General features: G+C 72.8%; 24 protein-coding genes. 7 read left to right on the forward strand and 17 right to left on the reverse strand.

All coding sequences use genetic code 11. The features are described 5' to 3' along the window. Positions 1-39 precede the first annotated feature (39 nt). Positions 40-1881, reverse strand: a complete 1842-nt coding sequence (locus ACWCWD_RS31205; RefSeq protein ID WP_450778011.1) for an FAD/NAD(P)-binding protein — start codon at positions 1879-1881, stop codon at positions 40-42. Then, complete coding sequence (locus ACWCWD_RS31210) at positions 1878-2774, reverse strand: amino acid ABC transporter permease (RefSeq protein ID WP_450778013.1); 897 nt, start codon at positions 2772-2774, stop codon at positions 1878-1880. Before ACWCWD_RS31210 ends, ACWCWD_RS31205 begins: the two co-directional genes overlap by 4 nt. A gap of 528 nt (positions 2775-3302) precedes the next feature. Between ACWCWD_RS31210 and ACWCWD_RS31215 the strand changes: the two genes are divergently transcribed. Next, positions 3303-4235 carry an ABC transporter substrate-binding protein gene (locus tag ACWCWD_RS31215; protein ID WP_450778015.1) on the forward strand — a complete coding sequence of 311 codons (933 nt, stop codon included), beginning with the start codon at positions 3303-3305 and terminating at the stop codon, positions 4233-4235. A 102-nt stretch (positions 4236-4337) separates the two neighbouring features. On the opposite strand, the gene ACWCWD_RS31220 is transcribed toward ACWCWD_RS31215, so the two are convergent. Then, positions 4338-5546 carry a DUF5685 family protein gene (locus tag ACWCWD_RS31220; protein WP_450778017.1) on the reverse strand — a complete coding sequence of 403 codons (1209 nt, stop codon included), beginning with the start codon at positions 5544-5546 and terminating at the stop codon, positions 4338-4340. 313 nt (positions 5547-5859) lie between these two features. On the opposite strand from ACWCWD_RS31220, the gene ACWCWD_RS31225 reads away from it, so the two are divergent. Then, on the forward strand, positions 5860-6303 hold the full coding sequence (locus ACWCWD_RS31225) for a cell division protein SepF (protein WP_327174961.1): 444 nt from the start codon (positions 5860-5862) through the stop codon (positions 6301-6303). Positions 6304-6363: 60 nt separating this feature from the next. Here ACWCWD_RS31225 and ACWCWD_RS31230 read toward each other — a convergent pair whose 3' ends face one another. Both ACWCWD_RS31230 and ACWCWD_RS31235 read right to left on the reverse strand, forming a co-directional pair. Next, entirely contained in the window at positions 6364-7581 is a 1218-nt protein-coding gene (locus ACWCWD_RS31230) for an acyl-CoA dehydrogenase family protein (protein ID WP_450778019.1), read from the reverse strand. A 103-nt stretch (positions 7582-7684) separates the two neighbouring features. Then, positions 7685-9499: an MFS transporter gene (locus ACWCWD_RS31235; RefSeq protein ID WP_450778021.1), complete on the reverse strand. Its 1815-nt coding sequence runs from the start codon at positions 9497-9499 to the stop codon at positions 7685-7687. Positions 9500-9975: 476 nt separating this feature from the next. Here ACWCWD_RS31235 and ACWCWD_RS31240 point away from each other — a divergent pair, with 476 nt between their 5' ends. Beyond that, entirely contained in the window at positions 9976-10986 is a 1011-nt protein-coding gene (locus ACWCWD_RS31240; RefSeq protein WP_450778023.1) for a phosphatase PAP2 family protein, read from the forward strand. A 164-nt stretch (positions 10987-11150) separates the two neighbouring features. Here ACWCWD_RS31240 and ACWCWD_RS31245 read toward each other — a convergent pair whose 3' ends face one another. Then, entirely contained in the window at positions 11151-11366 is a 216-nt protein-coding gene (locus tag ACWCWD_RS31245; protein ID WP_450778025.1) for an I78 family peptidase inhibitor, read from the reverse strand. A gap of 403 nt (positions 11367-11769) precedes the next feature. Further along, positions 11770-12753 carry a helix-turn-helix transcriptional regulator gene (locus ACWCWD_RS31250; RefSeq protein WP_450778027.1) on the reverse strand — a complete coding sequence of 328 codons (984 nt, stop codon included), beginning with the start codon at positions 12751-12753 and terminating at the stop codon, positions 11770-11772. Positions 12754-13230: 477 nt separating this feature from the next. Between ACWCWD_RS31250 and ACWCWD_RS31255 the strand changes: the two genes are divergently transcribed. After that, positions 13231-14013, forward strand: a complete 783-nt coding sequence (locus ACWCWD_RS31255; RefSeq protein ID WP_450778029.1) for a hypothetical protein — start codon at positions 13231-13233, stop codon at positions 14011-14013. A gap of 137 nt (positions 14014-14150) precedes the next feature. Next, complete coding sequence (locus ACWCWD_RS31260) at positions 14151-14471, forward strand: hypothetical protein (protein ID WP_450778031.1); 321 nt, start codon at positions 14151-14153, stop codon at positions 14469-14471. Between the two features lie 141 nt (positions 14472-14612). Here the strand turns inward: ACWCWD_RS31260 and der are convergent, their stop codons facing one another. From der to aroH, 5 genes are all read right to left on the reverse strand, one after another. Then, positions 14613-16082, reverse strand: coding sequence for a ribosome biogenesis GTPase Der (der, locus tag ACWCWD_RS31265; protein WP_450778033.1), 1470 nt, complete (start codon positions 16080-16082; stop codon positions 14613-14615). Positions 16083-16138: 56 nt separating this feature from the next. After that, positions 16139-16807 (reverse strand): lysophospholipid acyltransferase family protein, encoded by a 669-nt coding sequence (locus ACWCWD_RS31270; RefSeq protein ID WP_450778035.1) that lies wholly within the window; start codon positions 16805-16807, stop codon positions 16139-16141. Beyond that, positions 16804-17499: a (d)CMP kinase gene (gene cmk, locus ACWCWD_RS31275; protein WP_450778036.1), complete on the reverse strand. Its 696-nt coding sequence runs from the start codon at positions 17497-17499 to the stop codon at positions 16804-16806. Before cmk ends, ACWCWD_RS31270 begins: the two co-directional genes overlap by 4 nt. Positions 17500-17691: 192 nt before the next feature. Further along, a complete protein-coding gene (locus ACWCWD_RS31280; protein ID WP_450778038.1) occupies positions 17692-18777 on the reverse strand; it encodes a prephenate dehydrogenase in 1086 nt (361 codons plus the stop codon). After that, positions 18774-19139 (reverse strand): chorismate mutase, encoded by a 366-nt coding sequence (gene aroH / locus ACWCWD_RS31285; protein ID WP_450778040.1) that lies wholly within the window; start codon positions 19137-19139, stop codon positions 18774-18776. Before aroH ends, ACWCWD_RS31280 begins: the two co-directional genes overlap by 4 nt. Before the next feature lie 286 nt (positions 19140-19425). Between aroH and ACWCWD_RS31290 the strand changes: the two genes are divergently transcribed. Continuing rightward, positions 19426-19860 (forward strand): Rieske (2Fe-2S) protein, encoded by a 435-nt coding sequence (locus ACWCWD_RS31290; RefSeq protein WP_450778042.1) that lies wholly within the window; start codon positions 19426-19428, stop codon positions 19858-19860. Positions 19861-19983: 123 nt separating this feature from the next. Then, complete coding sequence (locus ACWCWD_RS31295; protein WP_450778044.1) at positions 19984-20682, forward strand: nucleotidyltransferase domain-containing protein; 699 nt, start codon at positions 19984-19986, stop codon at positions 20680-20682. Between the two features lie 43 nt (positions 20683-20725). Here ACWCWD_RS31295 and ACWCWD_RS31300 read toward each other — a convergent pair whose 3' ends face one another. From ACWCWD_RS31300 to pnuC, 5 genes are read right to left on the reverse strand one after another with little or no spacing between them, the layout of a single operon-like run. After that, complete coding sequence (locus ACWCWD_RS31300) at positions 20726-21007, reverse strand: hypothetical protein (RefSeq protein WP_450778046.1); 282 nt, start codon at positions 21005-21007, stop codon at positions 20726-20728. 26 nt (positions 21008-21033) lie between these two features. Continuing rightward, positions 21034-22056: an ADP-ribosylglycohydrolase family protein gene (locus tag ACWCWD_RS31305; protein WP_450778048.1), complete on the reverse strand. Its 1023-nt coding sequence runs from the start codon at positions 22054-22056 to the stop codon at positions 21034-21036. Next, complete coding sequence (locus ACWCWD_RS31310; protein ID WP_450778050.1) at positions 22053-22820, reverse strand: NUDIX hydrolase; 768 nt, start codon at positions 22818-22820, stop codon at positions 22053-22055. The genes ACWCWD_RS31305 and ACWCWD_RS31310 overlap by 4 nt, the downstream gene beginning before the upstream one ends. Further along, entirely contained in the window at positions 22817-23896 is a 1080-nt protein-coding gene (locus tag ACWCWD_RS31315) for an AAA family ATPase (protein ID WP_450778052.1), read from the reverse strand. The genes ACWCWD_RS31310 and ACWCWD_RS31315 overlap by 4 nt, the downstream gene beginning before the upstream one ends. Then, positions 23893-24564: a nicotinamide riboside transporter PnuC gene (pnuC, locus tag ACWCWD_RS31320; protein ID WP_450778054.1), complete on the reverse strand. Its 672-nt coding sequence runs from the start codon at positions 24562-24564 to the stop codon at positions 23893-23895. The genes ACWCWD_RS31315 and pnuC overlap by 4 nt, the downstream gene beginning before the upstream one ends. Between the last annotated feature and the right edge of the window lie 105 nt (positions 24565-24669).

The raw sequence follows: 24669 nt of genomic DNA on the forward strand, positions 1-24669 counted from the left end.
GACGGACGCGGGCCCGGGCGTGGCGCGGCTCCGGCGGGGTCAGTTCGCGAGTACGGGGCGTTCGGAGAGGGCGCGCAGGAAGGCGAGTGCGGTACGGGCGGTGGCGTCGTTCTGGCTGAACGCGGGGCCTCCGGTGCGCGGCCGGGTGAAGGCGCCCGACGCGCGGGCCGTGGTGAAGGGGCCCAGGGCGAAGCGACGGGGGTGGGTGGTGCCGTCGCGGTCCTGTATCCGGCCGTCCTGCGGGGAGACCTGGAGAAGGCCGTTGCCGGTGACCGACGCCCCGTCCTCGTACAGTCCGCGCAGGAGCGGGCTGCTGGTGTGCCGGAGGGAGGGGGACGGGAGGCGTGCCTCGACGAGCGCCCGGGCCTCGGTGTGCGCGCCGGGGACGGTGGGGCTGCCGGCCCGGAAGACGCCGTGTTCCTCGTCGGTCTCGACGGTCATGTCGGCGCCGAGGAAGCGCACGACTCCCGCGCGGGAGAGCGCGAGAAGCTGTTCGAGCCGGGGGCCGGGCGGGCCGGAGGCGAGGTAGCTGAAGAAGCCGTGCCAGCTGTCGCCGGTGTCTCCGAGGGCGACCAGCTGTACGTAGGCGGAGAGGAGCCCGAAGAAGACGGCGAGATCCGAGGAGCGGGACGGGTCGTGACGGCGCGTCAGGTCCGCGGTGATGTAGTCGCGCAAGGCTTCCTGGAGGGCGTCCTGGTCGGGGAGGGTGAGCCCTTGGAGAGGCCGGTCGAGCAGGTCCAGGTCGAGCCGGTCGGCGGGGTCGGGGACGGACCGGGCCACGAGCTCGGCGAGTTCGGGGCCGTCCGGGCCGGCGGCCTCGTGACTCCGCTGGAACTCCTCCCAGGAGGTGGTGGTGCGCTCGGGGTGCGCGGTGAAGAGCCGGTGGTAGTGGGCGTGGGCGAGTTCGCGCGCGATGAGCGGCCATACGTCGCGGCGGAAGTCCAACGGGTCCGGGGACGCGAGGAGTTCCTTGATGCGCTCGGGGCCGAGGTGGTGCGGGAGCGGCGGGCGCTCGCCCTCCCAGCCGTAACCGATCTTCGAGTGGTACGGGACGCCGCGCCGGGAGCCGACGTACAGGACGGGTTCGCGCCCGGAGGGGTGGTAGACGCCGTCCTCGTGCCGGCCGCCGCGGCCTTCGGTGAGGAGCACCATCAGGTCCACGAAGGCCAGTCCGAAGCCCCGGACGATGACGGGCTCGCCCGGGCGGAGCGCGCCGAGGTCGGTGTCGGCGGTGAAGTCGGGCGGCAGGTGGACGAGTTCGTGACGGAGCGCGAAGGCTGACAACTCCTTCTGTTCGTCGTCCAGTTCGGCGTCCAGGTGGCCGACCGTGAGGACGACGAGGTCGGCCACGAGAGGCTCGGTGCGCCCCTCCAGCCAGACCCGCTGCCGGCCGTCGCGCGGTCCGGTGACGCGCAGCGCGCGGGTGGGGTGCTCGTGCACGGTGACCCCGGCGGGCAGGGCGGCGGCGGACTCCTCGTAGAACCAGCGCAGATAGGTGCTCTGGAGCCGGCGGGTGGGGAAGTCCTGGCCTTTCAGGGCGTGGATCTCCGCGAGGACGGCGGGTTCGGCGTCGATGGTGATGCGGCCCGCTCTGACCTCCTCGGCCCAGGCGTCCAGGGCGGGTCCCGGGCGGACCGGGCCCTCCTGGCGCACCGTGTCGTCGGTGAAGACGGTGACGTCCTCGGCCATGGAGTTCATCCAGAGCAGCGGGGACTGGTCGTGGCGCCATATGCGGCCGCCGCCGGCCGGGTGGGGGTCCACGAGGTGGATGTCGAGCGGCCGGCCCGCGTACAGCTCGGCGGCGTTGGCGGCGATGCGCTCGATCAGTCCGGTACCGCGGGGTCCGGCGCCGATGACGACGAGGGTGGGTGCGGGGGTCATCGGGCGTCCGCCGTTCCGCGTGCGTAGTAGCGCTCGACGTAGTGCTGGCCGACGCTGAGGAGAGAGGTGATGACGACGTACCAGATGGTGGCGACCAGCAGCAACGGGATGATCTCGTAGGTGCGGTGGTACACGAGCTGGACGGAGTAGAGCAGGTCCTGCACGGCGATGATGCTGACGATCGAGGTGCCCTTGAGGGTGCCGATCAGCATGTTGCCGGCGGGCGGCACGATGGACCGCATCGCCTGGGGCAGCACGATCCGGCGGAACCGGCGCCAGGGTCCGAGGCCCAGTGACTGCGCGGCCTCCAGCTGCCCGCGTTCCACGGAGAGGATGCCGCCGCGCACCACCTCGGCGGCGTACGCGGCTTCGTGCAGGGTGAGTCCGACGACGGCGACGGTGACCGGGCCCAGGAGGTTCACGGTGTTGACACCGAGGATCGTGGGGTAGAGGGCGCCGATGTTGAACCAGAACAGCAGCTGGACCAGGATCGGGGTGGACCGGAAGAGCCAGACGTACCCCCAACTGGTCGCCCGGAGTACACGGTTGCCCGAGAGGCGCATCACCGCGAGCAGGGCCCCCAGGCCGAAGCCGAGCACCATGACGACGGCCGTCAGCCAGAGGGTGAGGCCGAGCCCGCGCAGTACGGAGTCGGTCGCGAAGTACTGCGCGACGACGTCCCATTGGAAGGCTTTGTTGCGGACGACGGAGACGAGTACGAGGCCGAGGAGGACGAGGACGACGGCTGCGGCCACCCACTGGCCGGTGCGGCGCACCGGGACGATGCGAGGGACGACGTCCTTGCCGGCGCCTTCGGGGACGAGTGGGTCCGCCGCGGACGTGGTGTCGGAGGAGAGGGGTGCGGGCGTGAGGGATTCTGTCTGCGCGGACATGCTGGGGCTCCGTGGATGCGGGATCGAACACGGGGCGCGGCTTCACAGCGGGCACGAGGCGGACCAGGCCCCTCAGCACTGGTCCGCCTATGAGATAAGCGGCGTACGCACCCCCCTGTCAAGCTTGTCCACACTGTGAGCCTTGCCCGGGCGGCAGTTGACGCACCACCGAATGCCTGTTCCACTGGGCGCATGTATTCGCAGCAGTGGCTGGTCACCCGCTCCCACATCGACTTCGGTCGTGTGTGGTCCTGTTCCTGTTGAGCTGACCCCCTGCTCCTCTCCGCACGCTCGCGCCCTCGCGCGTCTTCGAGCGTTCCTCCCCGCGTGACTTCACCCGCACGACAGCACCCTCCCCTCCCCTCGCACCACTGACGGCCTTCCGCTCCGCCCCGCACTGCCCCCGGGCCGTGCCGGCGGGGCCGGTCGGCATACCCCGGCACGTCCCGTCCACCGGCACCTCCCGGCACTTCCGGCACGCCCTGGCACGCCCTGGCACGCCCCCGACGAATCTGGAGCAGCTCCGTCATGCCCCGCACCCGCCACACCGTCACCTTCGCCCTGATCACCGCCGCCACCCTCGCCCTCGCCGGGTGCGGAACGGGCGAGCCCACCACGGCGAAGGCGGCCGGCGCCCCCGCCCAGGACACCCCGAAGAACGACGTGGTGTCCTCCGTGAAGAAGGACGACGCCGCCGCGGCCCTGCTGCCCGCGGACGTCCGCTCGGCGGGCACGCTGAGAATCGCCAGTACCGCCGGCTCCCCACCGAGTTCGTTCTACGAGGCGGACGGCAAGACGCTCTCCGGCGCGGACATCGACTTCTCCGACGCGGTGGCCCGCAAGCTCGGCCTGAAACTCCACCGCGAGATCGCCTCCTTCGAGGCGATCCTGCCGGCGCTCGGCAGCGGCAAGTACGACCTGGGCACCGGGAACTTCGGCGTCACCGAGGAGCGGCGCAAGACGATCGACTTCGTCACCTACATCAACGACGGCCAGGGCTTCGCCGTGCGGAACGACAGCAAGCTGAAGGAGGTCACCGACCTCACCCAGCTCTGCGGCCTGAAGGTCGCCACCGGGGCGGGAACGACCTTCGAGGTGACGCTGGAGAAGAACAAGGGCCTCTGCACCGCGGCGGGCAAGAAGCCCTACACCGTGCAGACCTTCGCGGACCCGACGTCCATCTGGATCGGCCTCCAGCAGGGCCGGATCGACGTGGTGATGTCCACCATCAACGGGCTGCGGTACGCGGTGACCCAGCAGAAGGACATCCGCTTCCTCAACGAGTTCAAGCGGCTCGACGTCGGCTTCGCCTTCAAGAAGGGCACCCCGCTGGCCCCGGCCTTCCAGGCGGCGGTGAACAGCCTCAAGGCGGACGGCACCTACGACCGCATCCTGAAGAAGTGGGGCACCTCCGACTCGGCGATCGAGACCTCGCAGATCTCGCCGCCCGAGATCAAGTGAGTCCACGGACCTCGTGAGTCCACGGACCTCGTGAGCCCACGGACCTCGTGAGTCCGCGCGGGTGGTGCCGGGCCTTCCCGGCGCCGCCCGCGCGGCCGCGGTTCAGCAGTCGCAACCGCAGTCGCAGTCGCAACAGCCGCATCCGTCACAGCAGTTCGAGCAGCAGTCGCATCCGTCGCAGCAGTCGCCGCAGTCCGCGTCGTTGCAGAGACCCTCGCGCCGCTCGCGCGACCAGGGGCCGTCGTAGGTACCGCAGCACATCTGGCAGGTGCAGGCGAGCCCTGCCCAGACCAGGCAGCCGGCGATGAGCCCGCGCCGGTCGCGGGGCGGTCGCGGGGGCTCGGGCGGCGGTGCCGCAGGCCCCCCGGGTGCGTGCGGGTCACCGGGTGCGTGCGGGTCACCGGGCGCGTACGGGTTGCCGGGAGGCGGGCCGTACGCACCCCGGTGCGCGCAGGAGTCGGTGGCGAAGGCCCGGTCCACCGCGCGGCGCAGTTCGTGCACCAGCAGGACGTGTACCAGCTTGCCGTCGCTGAACTCCGCGTCGGCCAGCGCGAGACGCACCCCGCGTACCGCGTCGTCACAGAGCCGCCGGGCCTCGGCGAGCGGGGTTCCGGTGGCGGTGAGCGGGTTCCACGCCCCCGCCTCGGCATCCGCCCGCTGGTCCTCCACGGCGTCCAGGAGGTGGGCCAGCCGCCCGAAGAGCCGTCCCGCCTCGGCGAGCGGGGCCGCGTTGCCCGGCCGTCCGGCGAGGACGGCGGTGTGCGCGAAGGCGGCGGCGGTGGCCGTCTCGGTGGGCTCGGTGACGACGAGCAGCGGGGTGCCCGTCACGGCCAGCGCCTCGATCCCGGCCTGCCGGTCCACCGCGTCCACCAGGACCGCGGTGTCGAAGCCGAGGGCCGCGCCGCTCCGGGCCCCGGCCCGGTCCCAGCCCGCCGCGACCCGGCGGGCGGCGGCGGCGACCGGACGGTGCGCCAGCAGCCCGTCCCGGTCCGCGACATGGTCGCGCACCTTGGCGGAGGCGAGCACGAGGGAGACGGCGGCGGCGAGCTTCGCCCCCTCGCCCATGGCGACGGGCGCGGTCCGCATGGCGCGCAGCGGGCACGGACCGGCGGTGCGCCGTCCCGCCGGAACCGGCCCGGTCTGAGCCTCCGTCAGGACCGAGACGATCAGGCCGTCATAGTTCGTCACGATCCGGGCGAACTGTCCGTGGTCGGCGCGGAGAGCGAGGCAGAGCCCGCAGAGATGGGCCATCCACTCGGCTCTGAGCCCTTCGCCCAGCCGGTGCGTACAGGGCCTGACGATTCCGAACACGAGCGTTCCCCCCGAGAAACTGAACGACGGGCCGGCGACGCCTCGCACACCCACGCGTCGGTCATCGTACCGATCCGGTCGTTCACTCGTACGCCCTCTACATCACCCGTACGGTCGCGGGCATCCTATTTTCTTCCTACAAGCCCCCTTATTCGGTCGGAACCCTGACGAACCGCCACATGTTCTGCATCAGTAGCGTCACGAATCGCCTGCGCGCCGACTATCCACTTGGCGCGCTATCCGCATGATGGACGACCATAGGGATACGAAAGACATGCGGAACATCAGAGAACCGCGGTGAGAGGAGGCGTCCATGGGATCGGTACGCAAGGCGAGCGCCTGGCTGGGCCTCGTGGAGGACAACGACGAGCGCTACTACGACGACGAGTACTCCGAAGGCGCCGAAACGGGCACGCACGGCCAGGCATGGGTGACCGACCCCCGGGTCCAGGTCGCCTCCGAGGCGGCCGAGGAGCGGGAGCGCCGCATCGCCACGGTGACCCCGGACAGCTTCCGGGACGCGCGCACCATCGGCGAGCTGTTCCGGGACGGCGTCCCGGTCATCCTGAACCTCACGGCCATGGACCCCGCCGACGCCAAGCGCGTGGTGGACTTCGCCGCCGGGCTGATCTTCGGCCTGCGCGGTTCGATCGACCGGGTCGCCACCCGGGTCTTCCTGCTGACCCCTGCCCACACCCACGTGGTCAGCGGCGAAGCCTCCGGCCGGCAGACCGGCGGCTTCTTCAACCAGAGCTGAGCGGGGCGCTCGCCACGACGCCCCGGACTCCGGCCCGCCGTCCCGCTCGGCCGGGCGGCCCTACCGGAAGGCGTCCAGGCCGGTGAGCGCCTTGCCCAGCACCAGCTGGTGCATCTCGACGGTGCCCTCGTACGTGAGCACCGACTCCAGGTTCGTCGCATGCCGCATCACCGGGTACTCCAGCGAGATCCCGTTGGCACCGAGGACGGTGCGTGAGGTGCGGCAGATCTCGATCGCTTCCCGCACGTTGTTGAGTTTCCCGAAACTGACCTGTTCCGGGCGGAGCGAGCCCGCGTCCATCCGGCGGCCCAGATGGTGGGCGAGCAGGATGCCCTTGTGGAGTTCCACCGCCATGTCCGCGAGTTTGGCCTGGGTGAGCTGGAAGCCTCCGATGGGCCGGCCGAACTGTTCCCGGGTCCGCGCGTAGTCGACGGCAGCCTCGAAGCTCGACCGCGCGGCACCCATGGCACCCCAGACGATCCCGTACCGCGCGTGGCTCAGACAGCTGAGCGGGCCGCGCAGCCCCCGCACGCCCGGCAGCACCGCGTCGGCGGGCAGCCGCACCCCGTCGAGCACCAGCTCGCTGGTGACGGAGGCGCGGAGCGACCACTTGTGCCTGATCTCCGGCGCGGAGAATCCGGGGCTGTCCGTGGGCACGACGAATCCCCGGACGCCCCGCCCCGCGTCACCCTCGTCCGTCTGCGCCCAGACGACGGCGACCCCGGCGACCGAACCGTTGGTGATCCACATCTTGCGGCCGGTGAGGACCCAGTCGTCCCCGTCGCGCTTCGCGTGCGTCCGCATCCCGGCGGGGTCGGAGCCGTGGTCGGGCTCGGTCAGCCCGAAGCAGCCGATGATCTCGCCCGCCGCCATGGCGGGCAGCCACCGTTCCTTCTGCTCCTCGGAGCCGTAGCGGTGGATCGCGTACATGGCGAGCGATCCCTGTACGGAGACGAGTGAGCGGATCCCCGAGTCGGCGGCTTCCAGCTCCAGGCAGGCGAGGCCGTACTGGACGGCCGAGGCGCCCGCGCAGCCGTACCCGTGGAGGGACATCCCCAGCGCGCCGAGCGAACCGAGCTCGCGGGCCAGCTCGCGGATGACGGGCAGCTCGCCCTTCTCGTACCACTCGGCGATGTGCGGCAGTACCCGGTCGGCGGCCCAGGCGCGGACGGTCGCGCGGATCGCGAGGTCCTCGGGGCCGAGGAGGTCGTCGATGCCGATCGGGTCGCCCGGATCGAAGGGGGGCGGCTTCGGCCGGTCGTGGTCGGTGCTCTGCATGGTGCCTCCGGCGGCTCGCGCGGTGTCCGGGGCCGGACGCGTCACGGGCACGGACCCCGAAAAACTAGCGGTGGTAGTCGGGCTACTCGGCCGACGCTACGGCTCAGCGGGACGCGCGTCCAGAGCCGGTCGCCCCGGCCGGTTCGCGTCGCGCCGCGGGCACCTCACGGCCGGCCGGAAGACCGCCCCGCTCCCGGTGGTCCGGCGTGCGGGGGCCGGCGATCCGGGACTCCGTCCCCGTACGGCCGGAGTCCGCCGCGCACTCCATGGAGCGCGGCAGCCGCAGCGCGGCCAGCGCGCCGAGCAGCAGCAGTCCGGCGCTGACCAGCAGGGTGAGGTGGAGACCGTGGACGAACGCGTGCCGCGCGGTGGACCGCACCAGCCCTCCGGCCGGGCCGCCGAGCCGGTCCGCCACCTGGTAGGCCTCGCCGAGGGAGTGCGCGGCGGCGCTGCCCGCGGCGGCCGGTACGCCCTCCTTGTGCAGGGCGGTGAGGCCGGGGGCATAGGCGGCGTTCATGACACTGCCCAGCAGCGCGATCCCGAGCCCGGCGCCGAGCTGGTACGAGGTCTCCCCGATCGCCGCCGCACCGCCCGCGCGGTCGGCGGGAGCGTCGTTGAGCATCGACTCGTAGGCCCCGAAGAGGGTGGTCTGGAGCCCGAAGCCCAGCAGGACGAAGCCGGCCGTCATCAGGACGGGGCGGTCGTGTCCGCCCATCGGCGTCAGCAGCAGCACCGACCCCGCCGTCAGCACGAAGCCGAGCCCGACCATCCTGCGGGGGCCGAGGCGGCGCAGCGTGTACGTGCCGGTGGCCCCGGCGGCCATGGCCGCGAAGGTCAGCGGGAGCAGCCGCAGACCGGTCCGGAGCGGGCTGAGATGCAGGACGAGCTGGAGGTACTGGACGGCGATGAGTTCAAGGCCGACCAGGGCGAGCATGGCGAGGACGATGCAGCCGACCGCGGTGGCGAAGGCGGGCCGGGCGAACATGCCGATGTCGATCAGCGGGTGCGTGCGCCGCCGCTGCCGGCGGACGAACAGGACGAGGAAGAGCACGCCGGCCACGAGCGGGACGAGCGAGGCCGGGTCGAGCACGCCCTCCCCGGCGCCCATCCGCTTGACGCCCAGGACGGCGCCGAGCACCCCCGCGGCGGCCATCAGCGCGCCGAGCACGTCCCACGGGCCTTCGCCGGAGCCGCGCGACTCGGGCAGCAGCCGGCGCCCGACCGGGAGCACCAGCGCCATCAGCGGGACGTTGATCAGGAAGACCGAGCCCCACCAGTAGTGCTCGACGAGGAATCCGCCGATGACCGGCCCGGTGGCCGCGCCGACGGCGGCGACCGCCGTCCAGACCCCGATGGCGGCGGCCCGCTCCCGGCGGTCGGGGAAGACCTGGCGCAGGATCGACAGGGTGGCCGGCATGATCATCGCGCCGCCGACCCCGAGCAGGGCGCGGGCGGCGACGAGTATCCCGGGGCTGCCCGCGAAGGCGGCGAGCGCGGAGGCCGCGCCGAAGAGGGCGTAGCCGCAGAGCAGCACCCGCCGTCTGCCGACCCGGTCCCCGAGCGTGCCGAAGAGGATGAGCAGCGAGGCGCAGACCAGCGGGTAGGCGTCCACGATCCACAGCAGGGCCACCGGGCCGGGCCGCAGGTCCTCGGTGACGGCGGGCACGGCGACGTGCAGCACGGTCGAGTCGAGCGCGACCAGCAGCAGGCTGAGGCAGAGGACGACGAGGACGACCCACCGATTCCGGCCGGGGGCGCCGGGGGGCGTGCCGTCCCCGCTCGGAGCCGTACCGTCCCTGCCCGGAGGCGTGCCGTCCCCGCTCGGAGGCGTGCCGTCCCCGCTCGGGGTCGTACCGGAGGCGGGGCTCTTGCCGGTGGCCGGGCGCGGGGCGCTCGGGGCCGTGTTCCTCCCGGACATCTGCGTACCTCCCATGTGTCCCTCGCGCTCGGCGGACCGGAGCGGCAATGGTGCGCGGCGCCCCCGGGGCCCGGCATCGACGGGCGAGTGAGCCGTCAGCGTACGCGAGTGCCTCGCTGTCACACGTGGCCCAGCTCATACCCTCCGTCACGGGAGTTGTGGCGTGCGCCACACCCGTGCCGGGCCGGCACCCGCTCCCCGGCGCTCCCGCCCCCGGGAGGACGGGGTGCCCATCTCCGGAGGACGGGAAGCGGCAAAAGGGCCGGGAATTCCCGTCGGCGGTTTTCTCGGTGAAAGGGAGTGGCCGTCACCGCGGCCTTGACGGAACTACCCGGAAGGAGGAGAAGACCCGATCCTCTTGGTTTTCCTCCGGGGCCGGAAAACGGCACGTCCGGCGACATGGGTCACATCACATCGTCATCACAAACCCGTGGGATCGACCGGGTCACACACTCACTCGCTGTAACGTCGATTGGGTGCGTACCGACATCTTTGCCCGGCTGGACCGGGAGCCGGAACCGCCGAAGATAGAGATCCCGCGGATGAGCCGTCACCGTGTGGCCCTCTTCGGCGGGACGTTGGCGTTCTATCTCGTCATCGTCTACCTGGTCCTGGTCTCGTCCTGGCTGGTGGCTCTGGACTGGAAGGTCATGCTCTTCCGGCCGTACCAGCAGTGGCCGTCACTCCACGCCTTCCTCGACTACTACGTCGTGCTGGGGCAGCGGGGACCGACCGCGGTGATGATCGCGAGCTGGCTCGGCTGGCGTTCCTGGCGGCAGCACACCTTGCGCCCCCTGCTCACGCTGGGGGCCGCGCTGCTGCTGCTCAACATGTCCGTGGGCGGCGTAAAGATCTTCCTCGGGCGGCTCGGCCCGCACTACGCGACGCAGATCGGATCGGCCGAGCTCTTCGCAGGCGGCGATATATTTCCCTCCGGGCACACCGCGAACGCCGTCGTGACCTGGGGAATCCTCGCCTACCTGGCCACCACCCCGAGGGCCCGGCGCTATCTGTCGGCCATCTCGGCGACGGTGTCGCTGGGCGTGGGGCTCACCACCGTGTACATCGGCACGCACTGGCTCAGCGACGTGCTGCTGGGCTGGGCGGCTGGGCTCCTGGTCCTCCTGGCCCTGCCGTGGGTGGAGCCGCTCATCACCCTCGCCGAGCAGCTGATCCTGGCGGCGCGCGAGCGCTGGCGGCAGGAACGGCGCCGCAGGGCGAGCGCCTCCGTCCCGGTCGCGGCGGGCGGACACCGTCCGGCGGTGCCGGTCGGCGCGAACGCTCCCGGCGAGACCGTGGCCGTGAGCGTGGGCGCCGAGGGCGCGCCGGGGCTCATGCCCGTCGGCGCGGCCGCCCGCACCCGTCCGGCTCCGCACCCGGTACGTACGGAACGCGCCGCGGGAGCACCTGCCGGTTCCCGGCGGCCGTCGCATCCGGACCGGCCGCCCCGGTCCGCCGCCGCACCGGCCCGGCCGCTGGGCGGCTGAGCGCGCGGCGCACGCACGACGAAGGCCCCGGCTCCGGCCGGGGCCTTCGTCGTACCCGGGCCCACGTCAGGACCGGGCGGGGCCTCAGTCGCAGGCCCACGTCCGGACCAACCAGGGCCTCCGTCGTACCCGGGCCCACGTCCGGACCGGGCGGCCGGAGCGGGTCAGCCGATCCAGCAGCGGGTCACGGTGGAGTCCTCGACCTGGAAGTTGATGCGCCCGGTGCGGAACTCCATGGTCAGGACCGTGCCCGGCGGGACGGCGCGGACCGTGGTCCAGCCGTGCGCCACGGCTCTCCGCTCGGCGGTCGTGGTGTCCAGGCCGACGTACGGTCCGGGCGGGTCGTCGGGCTGGGCGGGCGGGGTCGGTAGGGATGCCATGCCTTCCACCGTAGAGCGTGCGAGGTGCCCCCGGGCAGGCTCCGGGCGCGTCAGCAGCCGTGCGGGCGCCCGCTCGGGCGCGTCAGCAGCCGTGCGGGCGCCCGCTCGCGAGCCTCTTCCGGGTGCGGCATCGGTCACACTTGTGTCACAAGATCCACATCAGTATTCGGCTCGAACAATTGAGTCGAACAAGTGGCCCGGCGCGACGGATGAAACAATGCGGACGACCTTGCGCCATACGTTTCGGCGGCCGCGGGGAATTACGCCGAGGACCCGGCCGAAGATCCGGTTCGCGGCCTTCTCCGGAATATCCGCGTACCGGACGGAGCCGCCGGGAATTCATCTGCTCTTATGCCGGTCTTACCCGCCCTCACTCATCCCTCACATCTGTCCGGCGCGTCCACTATGCGGAATGTCCAGACCTGTGCAAGGCCGAGGTCAGCAGGTCACGGGCGGCCAGGATGCGCGCGGTCAGCTCCGGGGGCTCCACGACCGCGAACTCGAACCCCGTCATCAGTACGTGGACGACGAGCACGTCCAGGCTCGCCGCTCCCGAGGTGAACAGGCAGCTGTCGGCGTCGAGGGGCTCCAGCACACCCGCCGACGGGCTGATCCGGGAGGCCGCCTCCTCCGCGGAGACCATCAGCCGGACCACCCCCCTGACCGGGTAGACGGTGGTCGAGACGCCCCGCGACACGTAGGCGGCCAGGTCCTCGGCCGGGGGCGGGCGGGGCGTGAAGCGGGCGCCGTGCGGCGGCGTCGGCGTGATCCGGTCGGCCCGGAAGGTACGCCAGCCCTCCCGGTCCACGTCCCAGGCGACCAGGTACCAGCGGCGCTCGGCGCACACCAGCCGGTGCGGTTCCGCGTGTCTGCGCGACTCGGCCCCACCGTGGTCCCGGTAGGCGAACCGGAGCCGCCGGCAGTCCCGGCAGGCGCCCGCGAGCTCGGTCAGCAGCCCGGGGTCGACCGCGCTCCCCTCCGGCCCGGGTCCGCGCATCATGGGCACCGTGAAGGCGCTCAGCGCGCCCACCCGGCGGCTCAGCCGGTCCGGCAGCACCTGTTCGACCTTGGCGAGCGCGCGGACCGAGGTCTCGCCGATGCCCTCGACCCCGTTGCCGGCGGCGGTGCGCAGCCCGACCACCACCGCGACGGCCTCGTCGTCGTCCAGCAGCAGCGGCGGCAGCGCCGCCCCGGCACCGAGCTGGTAGCCGCCGCCCGTACCGGGACTGGCGTGGACGGGGTAGCCGAGCTCGCGCAGCTTGTCGACGTCGCGACGTACGGTGCGCGGGGTGACGCCGAGGCGTTCGGCCAGTTGTCGTCCGCTCCAGTCGCGGTGGGCCTGGAGGAGCGAGAGCAGGCGCAGCAGTCGTGCCGAGGTCTCCAACATGCCCGGAGTCTGCCAGTACTCGCGGACACCCTCCGTCCGCGTCCCGGTGCCCTCGTCCCCGGGCGGCCACGTGCGCCGGGCGGCCATCCGCACCGGACGCCCGCGTGCCCCATGCGGACCGGGTACGTCCGGACCTCCTGACGGACCGGCGGGGCAGAACCGCCGTCGAAAATCGTAACGATGCTGCCCCCGATGCTGTACGCGGCCGTACGCGCGCGAGGGCCCGATGCCCGGCGCCGACGGCCCCGGTACGTCCGCCGCACGGCCCTCCGGCCCCCTGCGGCGGCGGGCCGACCGGGCACGGAGCCGGTGGTTCCGCCCCCGTACGGCGCGCCCCGGCCCGGGGTCCGGGTACCCGTCGCGCCCGGGGGACGCCGTTTCGGTGCGGCTTCGGGCGTGACCCGGGCGACGGATCGTCCGTTGTTCTTGCATGAGCCGGGACCCGCCCGGCCACGCACCGACTCCTAGGAGCGCCCCGTGCCCCGCATGCTCGACGTCAGCGAGGACGTACGCGCCGAAATCGGCGACGCCGAAGCAGACCGGCTGCTCGTCGGCGACAACGCCCCGGGCAGCTACGACTGCACCTCCTGCCGCACCCCCGGCAACCCGGAGCAGGAACGCACCAGCACGGTGCTGTTCGTGGGGGACGAGACGGCCGTCCTGGCCTTCGCCCACGCCTCCTGCATCCCGTCCCAGGTCGTGCGCGTCGCGGAGGACCAGCTCCAGGGCGCGGTGCGCAGCATCACCGGCAGCGAACCGCAGAACCCGGAGGGTCTCATGCCCGAACAGGCCGTCCTCGGCATCACCAGCGGACTCGTCCTCATCGAGGACGATCTCCGCCCGGCTCTGGTCGTCGAGCCGACCGGCCCGATCGCCCGGCCCGGCACCGACGGCAGCGGGGGCGACGAGTTCCTCCAGCTGCTCCAGGAGCAGGGCTTCCGGCACGCCCACGACCTCGACCGGCTGCCCGGGCCGCTGCCCGGCTGGTCGGTGCTGCTGGCCATGGGCCAGCTGCACGCCGTGCTGCAGCCGGGCACCGGCGGCGGCTCCCCCGTCGCCTGGTGGCAGGCGCACCAGCCGCTCCAGGTCACCGACGGATGGCGGGCGGCGGCCAACAAGTCGCAGCACGTCCTGGTGTTCGCCGCGCCGGCCGGATCGATCGGCCAGCAGCCCCGCGAGGACCTGCTGAGGGACGCGCTGGACAAGGCGGCGGTCAACGGTCTGCTCGTCGCGGCCTCGATGCCGCTGGCCGGGACCTGATCGTGTCCACGCCTCCCGCCGGTCTCCGTCGCGTGCCGATTTCTCCTCCGGAGCCGCATCCGACGGGCGCCGGGGTCGTTGGCCCGTATGTGCACTCATACGATCCGCCCCGCCAGCAGCTGAGCCCGATCCCCGGCATGCGCCCGTCCAGGGACTTCCCGGGGGGCTCGTCGCCCACCCCGATCTACGACGCGCTGTACTCCGAATATCTGCGATCGTTCCGGGCGCTTCCGGGTGACCGCAGCGGCGAGGAGAGTCTGAGCTTCCTGGGCTTCGGCGGTCCGGGCAGGCTCGCCGCCCGCCCGGGGAGCTTCGGGCACGCCGCCGCCGCCGCGCAGCAGGGGCGTACGGCTGCCCAGAGCGGCGGCTCGGGCACGGGCGGCGCCTGGCAGCGGGTGGGCCGGCACGCCGGGCGTCCGCAGCCGGCGGCTCTGCCCCCGGGCTCACGGGAGCCCTGAGACGGACCGCCGTGGCACCGCCGCTCGCGGAGGTCCTGTGACGGGCCTCGGGCCAGGTCCCGTACACGTGACGGAGCCCCGGACGCTTCCCTCCCGGTGAGGGGGGAGCGTCCGGGGCTCCGTCATGTCCGGGGCCGCGTGCTACTTGTTGCGGCCGCGCTTCTCGCGGACCCGCACCGAGATGTGGATCGGGGTGCCTTCAAAGCCGAACTCCTCGCGCAGACGGCGCTCCACGAAGCGGCGGTAGCCGTGCTCCAGGAAGCCGGAGGCGAAGAGGACGAACCGCGGCGGCTTGGTGCCCGCCTGGGTGCCGAAGAGGATGCGGGGCTGCTTTCCGCCGCGGACCGGGTGCGGGTGGGAGGCGACGATCTCACCGAGGAAGGCGTTCAGCCGGCCGGTGGGGATGCGGGTCTCCCAGCCTTCGAGAGCCGTCTCGATCGCGGGGACCAGCTTCTCCATGTGGCGGCCGGTCACCGCGGAGACGTTGACGCGCGGCGCCCAGGCGATCTGCGCGAGCTCCGTCTCGATCTCGCGCTCCAGGTAGTAGCGGCGCTCCTCGTCGAGGGTGTCCCACTTGTTGAAGGCGACGACGAGCGCGCGCCCGGCCTCCACGGCCATGGTGACGATCCGCTGGTCCTGGACGCTGATGGACTCGCTGGAGTCGATCAGGACGACGGCGACCTCGGCCTTCTCCAGGGCGGCGGCGGTACGCAGCGAGGCGTAGTAGTCCGCGCCTTCCTGGAGGTGCACGCGGCGGCGGATACCGGCCGTGTCGATGAACTTCCAGGTGATGCCGCCGAGGTTGATCAGCTCGTCGACCGGGTCACGGGTGGTGCCCGCGAGCTCGTTGACGACGACGCGGTCCTCGCCCGCGACCTTGTTCAGCAGCGAGGACTTGCCGACGTTCGGGCGGCCGATGAGCGCGATGCGGCGGGGGCCGCCGACGGGGGTGCCGAAGCGCTGGGCCGGGGCCTCGGGCAGGGCTTCGAGGACGGCGTCCAGCATGTCGCCGGTGCCGCGGCCGTGCAGCGAGGAGACCGGGTGGGGCTCGCCGAGGCCGAGCGACCAGAGGGCGGTGGCGTCGGCCTCGCCGCTCTGTCCGTCGACCTTGTTGGCGCAGAGCACGACGGGCTTGCCGGCCTTGCGCAGCAGCTTGACGACGGCCTCGTCGGTGTCGGTGGCGCCGACGGTGGAGTCGACCACGAAGACGACCGCGTCGGCGGTCTCGATGGCGTACTCCGCCTGGGCGGCGACGGAGGCGTCGAGGCCCAGCACGTCCTGCTCCCAGCCGCCGGTGTCGACGACCTTGAAGCGGCGCCCGGCCCACTCGGCCTCGTACGTGACGCGGTCGCGGGTGACGCCGGGCTTGTCCTGGACGACGGCCTCGCGGCGGCCGATGATGCGGTTCACCAGCGTCGACTTGCCGACGTTGGGGCGGCCGACGACGGCGAGGACGGGCAGCGGGCCGGCTCCCACCTCGTCGAGGGCGCCCTCGATCTCCTCGGGGGCGAAGCCTTCCTGCGCGGCGAGCTCCATGAACTCCGCGTACTCGGCGTCGCCAAGTGCTCCGTGCTCGTGGTCCGAGCCGTCGGAGTGAATCTGGTCGTTCATGAAGTCCGTTCCTCTGTACGTCATCATCGATGGGCCGCGGTGACGCGGCTCACTACTCAGGTCTTGACCGGACGCCCGGTGAGGCGCCTGGCGTCTTCCAGGTGCGCGGCCAGCTTCCGCTGGATCCGCACGGTGGCCTCGTCCAGGGCCTTGCGGGTCCGGCGTCCGCTGCCGTCGCCCGCGTCGAACGCGTCGCCGAAGACCACGTCCACCCGGCTGCGCAGCGGGGGCAACGCCGATATCAACCGTCCCCGGGCCTCCGTGCTTCCCAGGACCGCCACGGGGACGATCGGCGCCCCGCCGCGTACCGCGAAGTACGCGAGTCCGGCCCGCAGCGAAGCGAAGTCGCCCTCGCCCCGCGTGCCCTCGGGAAAGATCCCGAGCGCCCCGCCGTCCGCCAGTACGCCGAGCGCCTGGCCGATGGCGGTGCGGTCGGCGGCCGTACGGTCCACCTTCAGCTGCCCGATTCCGCGCAGGAACGGGTCGAGGGGGCCGACGAACGCCTCTTTTTTGATCAGGAAGTGCACCGGACGGGGCGCGGTACCCATCAGCATCGGTCCGTCGATGTTGTGCGAGTGGTTCACCGCGAGTATGACGGGTCCGGCGGACGGAACCCGCCAGGCGCCGAGGACCCGGGGCTTCCACAGCCCGTACATCAGCCCGATTCCGATGCCGCGCCCCACGGCCGCTCCGCGTTCGGAGGGCACCGGGGTGGCTTCCGTCACTTCGCCGCCCGCTTCTCCTCGACGAGGGTGACGACGCACTCGATGACCTGGTCGAGGGTCAGCTCGGTGGTGTCCACCTCGACGGCGTCGTCGGCCTTGGCGAGCGGGGAGGTCTTGCGGCCGGAGTCGGCCGCGTCCCGCTTGATCAGGGCTTCCTTGGTGGCGGCGACGTCCGCGCCCTTCAGCTCGCCGCTGCGGCGGGCCGCGCGGGCCTCCGGCGACGCGGTGAGGAAGACCTTGAGGTCGGCGGCGGGCAGCACGGTGGTGCCGATGTCCCGGCCCTCCACCACGATGCCCTGTTCGGCGGCCGCGGCGATGGAGCGCTGGAGCTCCGTGATCAGGGCGCGCACCTCGGGGACCGCGCTGACGGCGCTGACGTTCGAGGTGACTTCCTGCGTACGGATCGGCCCGGAGGCGTCCTCGCCGTCGACGGTGATCGTCGGGGCGGACGGGTCGGTGCCGGAGACGATCGCGGGCTTGCCCGCGGCGGTCGCGACGGCGGCCGCGTCGGAGACGTCCACGCCGTTGGCCAGCATCCACCAGGTGATCGCCCGGTACTGCGCACCGGTGTCCAGGTAGCTCAGACCGAGCTTGGCGGCGACGGCCTTGGAGGTGCTCGACTTGCCGGTGCCGGAGGGGCCGTCGATGGCGACGATCACGGCGGAGCTTGCGGTTTCCACGGCGGTGGGCACCTTCCTGGTACACGGGCGGGACGGGCGGGGACTGGGCCGGCCGACGTACGGCCTGGTCCAAGGTTACCGAGTGTGGGGGACACACCTGTACCCCGATCGGACGCACCCCGCCGCGGACCGGGCTCCGGGCCCGGTGCCCGACGGCGTTCCGGGGGCGGGCGGGGCCCCCGGAGCCGGACACCACCCAGGTGGTCAGGGGCGGAGCGACCAGCCGCGCTCGGTGAGGGCGGAGCCGAGCGCGGCGGCGGCACTGGGCTCGACCATGAGCTGGACCAGGCCCGCCTGCTGGCCGGTGGCGTGCTCGATCCGGACGTCCTCGATGTTCACCCCGACCTGGCCGGCGTCGGCGAAGATCCGGGCCAGCTCGCCGGGACGGTCGCTGATGAGGACGGCGACGACCTCGTACGAGGCGGGGCCCGCGCCGTGCTTGCCGGGGACCCGGACGCGGCCGGCGTTGCCGCGCCGCAGGACGTCCTCGATGCCCTCCGTGCCCGTACGGCGCTTCTCCTCGTCGGCGGACTGCAGGCCGCGCAGCGCCCGTACCGTCTCGTCGAGGTCGGTGGCGATGCCCGCGAGCACGTCGGCGACGGGGCCGGGGTTGGCGGAGAGGATCTCCACCCACATCCGGGGGTCGGAGGCGGCGATCCGGGTGACGTCGCGGATGCCCTGCCCGCACAGGCGTACGGCGGTCTCGTCGGCCTCCTCCAGCCGGGCGGCGACCATCGAGGAGATCAGCTGCGGGGTGTGCGAGACCAGGGCGACGGCCCGGTCGTGCGCGTCGGCGTCCATGACCACGGGGACGGCCTTGCAGACCGCGACCAGCTCCAGGGCGAGGTTGAGCACCTCGGTGTCGGTGTCCCGGGTCGGGGTGAGGACCCAGGGCCGCCCCTCGAAGAGGTCCCCGGTGGCGGCGAGCGGGCCGGAGCGCTCCTTGCCGGCCATCGGGTGCGTACCGATGTACGGGGTCAGGTCGAGCCCCAGCGCCTCCAGCTCGCGCCGGGGGCCGCCCTTGACGCTCGCGACGTCGAGGTACCCCCGGGCGACGCCGTCGCGCATGGCGCCGGCCAGCACCGACGCGGTGTGCGCGGGCGGTACGGCGATGACGGCGAGGTCCACCGGGCCCTCCGGCGGCTCCTCGGTTCCGGCCCCGAGCGCCGCGGCGGTACGGGCGGACGCGGGGTCGTGGTCGGCGAGGTGGACGTGGATGCCACGGCCGGCCAGGGCGAGGGCGGCGGAGGTGCCGACCAGTCCGGTACCGATGACGAGGGCGGTTCTCACTGGGCGATGTCCTTGCGGAGGGCGGCGGTGGCGCCGAGGTAGACGTGCTGGATCCGCGCCCGGGGGAGGTCGGTCTCGATGTGCGCGAGTATCCGGACCACCCGTGGCATGGCCCCCTCGACGTCGAGTTCCTGGGCGCAGATCAGCGGGACATCGACGATACCGAGCCCGCGGCGCGCGGCGGCCGCGGGGAAGCCGTTGCGGAGGTCGGGGGTGGCGGTGAACCAGATGCTGATGAGGTCCTCATGGCTCAGGCCGTTGCGCTCCAGCACGGCGGCGAGCAGGGTGCCCACCCGCTCGTCCATCTCCCCGGGCTCGTCCCGGTCCAGCTGGACGGCTCCACGGACCGCTCGTACCGCCACGTCGCTCTCCCTCGCTGTCCGTCTCCGTCGACGCCCTGTGGCCAGAGTAGAGGGGCGGTCCGGCGGCCGGGACCGGCGTTTCTCTCCGTGAGACGCGGGGCGCGGGTGCCCGGGAGTTTTCGCGTCCGGCCCGCCACCCGGGTGGCGGCGGCCCGGTTGCTTCGCCGGGGGCGCGTACGGCGCCACGATGCGTGGTGCCGGAGGCGGCTTCGCCCCCGGCGGGGACGGACACGGACGCACGCCGGGTGAGGTACCGGCGGCGGCCGTCCGAGCGGAGGAGCGAACCATGGACGCACGGCGCAGGGCGGTCCTGACCGCCACGACCGCGGGCGCGGCGGCGCTGGTGGCGGGGTGCGGGTCGTCCGGAGGCGGAGACGGGGACACCGAGAGCTCCCCGGCCGCGTCACCGTCGGCGACGGACGGGGGCACCGGGGGTACGGAACTGGCCAGGACCTCGGACATCCCGGTGGGCGGCGGGACGATCTTCAAGGACCGGAAGATCGTGGTGACGCAGCCGAAGGAGGGCGAGTTCAAGGCGTTCTCCGGGGTCTGCACCCACGCCGGCTGCCTGGTGACGAAGGTGGCGGACGGCACGATCGACTGTCCGTGCCACGGCAGCAAATACAGCATCACGGACGCGGCGGTGGAGGCCGGCCCGGCGCCCCGCCCCCTGCCGACCGAGAAGATCACGGTCAGCGGCGGCTCCATCCGGACGGCGTGAGACGGCCTGGACCGGCGGGAAACGGCGGGGTGGGCTTTCCAGGATCCGGAAGGGCGTCTTCGATCATCCGGGCGGAGAGAAACTCTCGGCACCCGCACCCCGCCCCCGCGTACCCTCACGCCCATGACCAGCCCCGATGCCGACTCGCTCGTCCGCGACCACACCGTCTACTCCTGCGTGATGGGATCGCGTGCGTTCGGGCTGGCGACCGAGGGGAGCGACATCGACCGGCGTGGGGTGTTCCTCGCGCCGACCGCCTCGTTCTGGCGGTTCGAGAAGCCGCCGACGCATCTGGACGGGCCTGCGCCGGAGCAGTTCTCGTGGGAGCTGGAGCGTTTCTGCGAGCTGGCCCTGCGCGCCAACCCGAACGTCCTGGAGTGCCTGCACTCCCCGCTGGTGGAGCGGATCGACGACACCGGCCGCGAACTCCTCGCGCTGCGCGACGCCTTCCTGTCCCGGGAGGTGTACGCCACCTTCACCCGGTACGCGACGGGTCAGCGCCGGAAGCTGGAGGCCGACGAGCGGACGCACGGAGCGCCGCGCTGGAAGCACGCCATGCATCTGCTGCGCCTGCTGATGTCCGCCGGAGACCTGCTGCGCACCGGGGTACTCACCATCGATGTCGGCGAGCGGCGTGAGGAGTTGCTCGCGGTGAAGCGGGGCGAGGTGGGGTGGCCCGAGGTGGAGCGCAGGATGGCGCGGCTGGCCGAGGAGTGCGGGGAAGCCGTCGGCCGGTCCCCGCTGCCGGACCGCCCCGACCGGGCCCGGGTGGAGGAGTTCCTCGTACGGACCCGGCGGGCCTCGGCGCTGGGCGGCGGCTGAAAGTCGGCCGAGCGAACGGCCGCCGGGCACGCCGGCCAGGGGCTCACTCCCCCAGCCGGACCCGTACGACGAGTGCGTCCAGCGCCCCGAAGCAGGTCGGCCGCTCCGGCAGCCGGGTCGTCCGCTGGGCCGTGTCGAGCACCTCGTGCAGCGCCGCGACCTCGCGAGCCACCGTCTCCGGGTCCGGGCCCTCCATCGCCCCGTGTTCGGCGGCGGCCTTCGCCTCGATCAGTCCGGGCAGCCACGCGGGTGCCGGCACCTGTTCCAGCAGACTCGGGAGGTGGGCCTGGATCTCACCGGTACGCATCGCGTGGACAGTGTCCATGGGCCAAGGATCCCAGAGGCCGCACCTCACGAGTCCCAGAGCGCCCCCAGCGACAGCAGGTCGCTCCGGTACTCGATCCGCTCGGCCCACTCCTTGGGCCAGGCCGAGGCTCCCAGGTGGGCGCCGGCGAGCGCCCCGGTGAGGCAGGCCAGCGAGTCGGAGTCGCCCCGGGTGCAGGCGGCCCGGCGCAGGGCGGTGACGGGTTCCTCGGGGAAGAGCAGGAAGCAGTGCAGGGCCGTCGCGAGGGCCTCCTCGGCGATCCAGCCGTCCCCCGTGCGCTCGCAGGGGTCGGTCTCCGGGGACGGGTCGCGCAGGGCGTCCTGGACGCGGGTCAGCACCTCCAGGCACTCGTCCCAGCCGCGCTGGATGTAGGACTGGGCGGAGGCGTCGTGGGTGTGGCGCCAGAGGTCGCCGAGCCAGCGCTCGTGATAGCGGCTCCGGTTCTCGTACGCGTAGCTGCGCAGCTGTCCGACGAGGCCGAGGGGTTCGGTGCCCTTGGCGAGGAGGAAGACGGCGCGGGCCATCAGGTCGGAGGCGGCCAGGGCGGTGGGGTGGCCGTGGGTCAGGGCGGCCTGGAGCTGGGCGGCGCCCGCGCGCTGGTCGTCGCTGAGTCCGGGTACCAGTCCGACGGGGGCGACCCGCATGTTGGCGCCGCACCCCTTGGAACCGGTCTGGCTGGCTTCCTGCCAGGGGCGGTCGGCGTCGAGCAGCCGGCAGGCGACCAAGCAGGTGCGGCCGGGGGCCCGGTTGTTGTCGGGCGAGTGGTACCAGTCGACGAACTCCTCCCGGACCGGCCGGGCCAGCCGGAGCCCGGTGAGCAGGCCCCGGTCCATGGCGGTGCGGATGCCCCGTCCGAGGGCGAGGGTCATCTGGGTGTCGTCGGTGACGAACGCGGGCCGGGGAAGTTCCATCCCGCGCCACGGGCCGCACTTGGCGAGGATGGCGGGCACGTCGTTGAACTCGGTCGGGAAGCCCAGCGCGTCGCCGAGGGCGAGCCCGACGAGCGCGCCGGTGGCGGCCTGTTTGGTACGGATTCCGGTGGCGATCATGGGGTTCTTCCTTCCGGTCGCAGGAGCGGCGGGTGCAGGGCGGTGGCGGTGCCCGCCCGGTACAGGGCGGCGGGTTTGCCCCGTCCCCCGGTGCGGCGCGGGGGCCCTTCGACGGCCTCGACGAAGCCGGTCGTGGCGAGGACCTTGCGCCGGAAGTTGGGGCGGTCGAGCGCGGTGCCCCACACGGTTTCGTAGACCTGCTGGAGCTCGCCGAGGGTGAACTCGGCGGGGCAGAACGCCGTTGCCAGGCAGGTGTATTCGAGCTTGGAGCCGATGCGGTCGTGGGCGTCGGCGAGGATGGTGTCGTGGTCGAAGGCGAGCGGCCCGGGCACCCCGGTGTCACCCTCGCCGAAGGCCCACCATCGGGCGCTGGCCGCGTCGCCGCCTCCGCGCGGTTCGGGCAGGTCCGGCAGGAGCGCCGCGTACGCGACGGAGACGACCCGCATCCTCGGGTCGCGGTCCGGGTCGGTGTAGGTGCGCAGTTGTTCGAGGTGGACCTCGCAGACGGTGCCCTCGTCCAGGCCCGTCTCCTCGGCGAGTTCGCGGCGGGCGGCCTGCGGGGCGGACTCGCGGGGGGCGACGAACCCGCCGGGGAGCGCCCAGCGCCCCTTGTACGGTTCCTCGCCGCGTTCCACGAGCAGTACGTGGAGCCGCCCTTCGCGGACCGTGAAGACGGCGAGGTCGACGGTGACGGCGAACGGGGAGAAGGCGTACGGGTCATAGCCCTCCGGAGCTCCTGCTGGCTCCTGCGCACGGGTGTTCATCGTCGCTCCGGGAGAGGCGGGTTGAAGTGCCAGCCGGACGCGAGGAGTTCGTCGACGGCGGCGACAGCGGTGGCGAGCCGCTGTTCGCGGCTGCCGGTGATCTCCACGAACGGGCGTCCGGTGCGGGTGAGTTCGGCGCGGAAGCGGCCCGTCATCCAGGGCCGCAGCTCCTCGCCGTCGCGCAGTCCGTCGTCCTCGAAGGGGACGCCCTCGTGGCCGGTGAGGAGCCACAGGTGGTGGTGGACGCGGTCGGCGGTCGCCTCGACGCGCGGGTTGCGCCCTCCGACGTACCGCTCGTGCCAGACCGTGGTGGCGAAGGAGTCGGTGTCGCAGAAGAGCACCGGCGAACCGGTCCGCGCGGCGGCCTCCTCGCGGTCGTTCTGGACGGCGGCGATCAGCGGGAAGTCGCCGGTGGTGAAGACGACGTCCTCCCACTGCGCGCCGGGGTGGTCGGCGCGCAGGGCGGCGAGTTTCTGTTCGCTGAACTCCCGCCCGTACTCCGGCACGCTGCGGGTCCGGGCCCACACCCCGCCGCGCCGGCGGTAGTGCTCGGCCAGCGCGAGCGCCAGGGTGGTGGTGCCGGTGGACTCGGCGCCGACCACGACGACCCGGCGGGTGAGCGCGGCGCGTACGGGCGGCTCCAGGAAGTCCCAGCAGGCGACGGGGTCCTCGCGGACCGCCGTGCCGGAGACCGGGAAGACGGTGCGGTCCGGGTCGACGGAGACCGGCTCGGCGCCGAAGCGCCGGGCGAGTTCGTCGCCGTACGCCTCCGAGGAGAAGACCGCGTCGACCCGTTCGGGGACGGCGGCGGTGAACACCGCCATGTGCGCGTCCCAGACCGCGGGGTCGTGGACGTCCATCCGTATGTCGTCCACGGCTCCCACGACCGTGGCGGCGGGGTGCGTCTCGCGCATCCAGGCCACCCGGTCGGCGAGCGGCACCGATTCGACCCCGGCGGCGCAGACGAGCACGGTGAGCCGCTCGCAGCGGTCCTGGGCGGTACGGACGAGGTGATGGTGGCCGGCGTGCGGCGGGTAGAACTTGCCGAGCACCAGGCCGTGGGCGTACTTCTTCACGCCGCCACCTCCGTGCGCCCGGCCGGACGCCCGCCCGCGGCCGGGTCCGCCGCGAGGTCGCGCCGCCAGGAGCGCAGCCCGGCCACGCAGAGCGCGAGGAAGCCGACGTAGAGCAGCGAGGTCAGGTAGAGGCCCTTGTGGGCGTAGAGCGGGATGTAGACGAGGTCGGCGGCGATCCAGAGCCACCAGGACTCGACCCGCTTGCGGCTCTGCCCGTAGGTCGCCATCAGGGAGAGCGCGGTCGTCAGCGCGTCCCAGAACGGCACGGTCGAGTCGGTGGCGCGGGCGAGCAGGAGGGTCAGTGCGAGGGTCCCCACCGCCCCCGCCGCGAGCAGCCGGGTCCACTCGGCGCGCGGCGTACCGCGTACCGGCAGGACGGGTGCCCCTGGTCCACCCCCGTGGGTCCAGGTCCACCAGCCGTACGCGGCGAGGGCGATGAAGACGATCTGGAGTCCGGCGTCGGCGTAGAGGCCGGACTGTGCGAAGAGCAGCACGAAGAAGAGGTTGTTGGCGATGCCGACCGGCCAGTTGGCCAGGTGCTGGCGTACCACGAGCCAGACGCAGAGGGCCCCGCTGCCGAATCCGAGCACCTCGGTCCAGCTGACCGGGGTGTCCAGCCAGGTCACCAGGGGTTGCTGCAGGGGGTCGAGAACATCAGCGAGACTCACGCCCGCCTCCTTAATGGTCACTCTGACTATAAAGGCGGACCGGGGCATGCGAAAGGCCCGCGGCCGGTTCGTCCGAAAAAAATCGAACGGAACCGGCCGCGGGCC

The organism is Streptomyces sp. NPDC001493 (assembly GCF_053597235.1).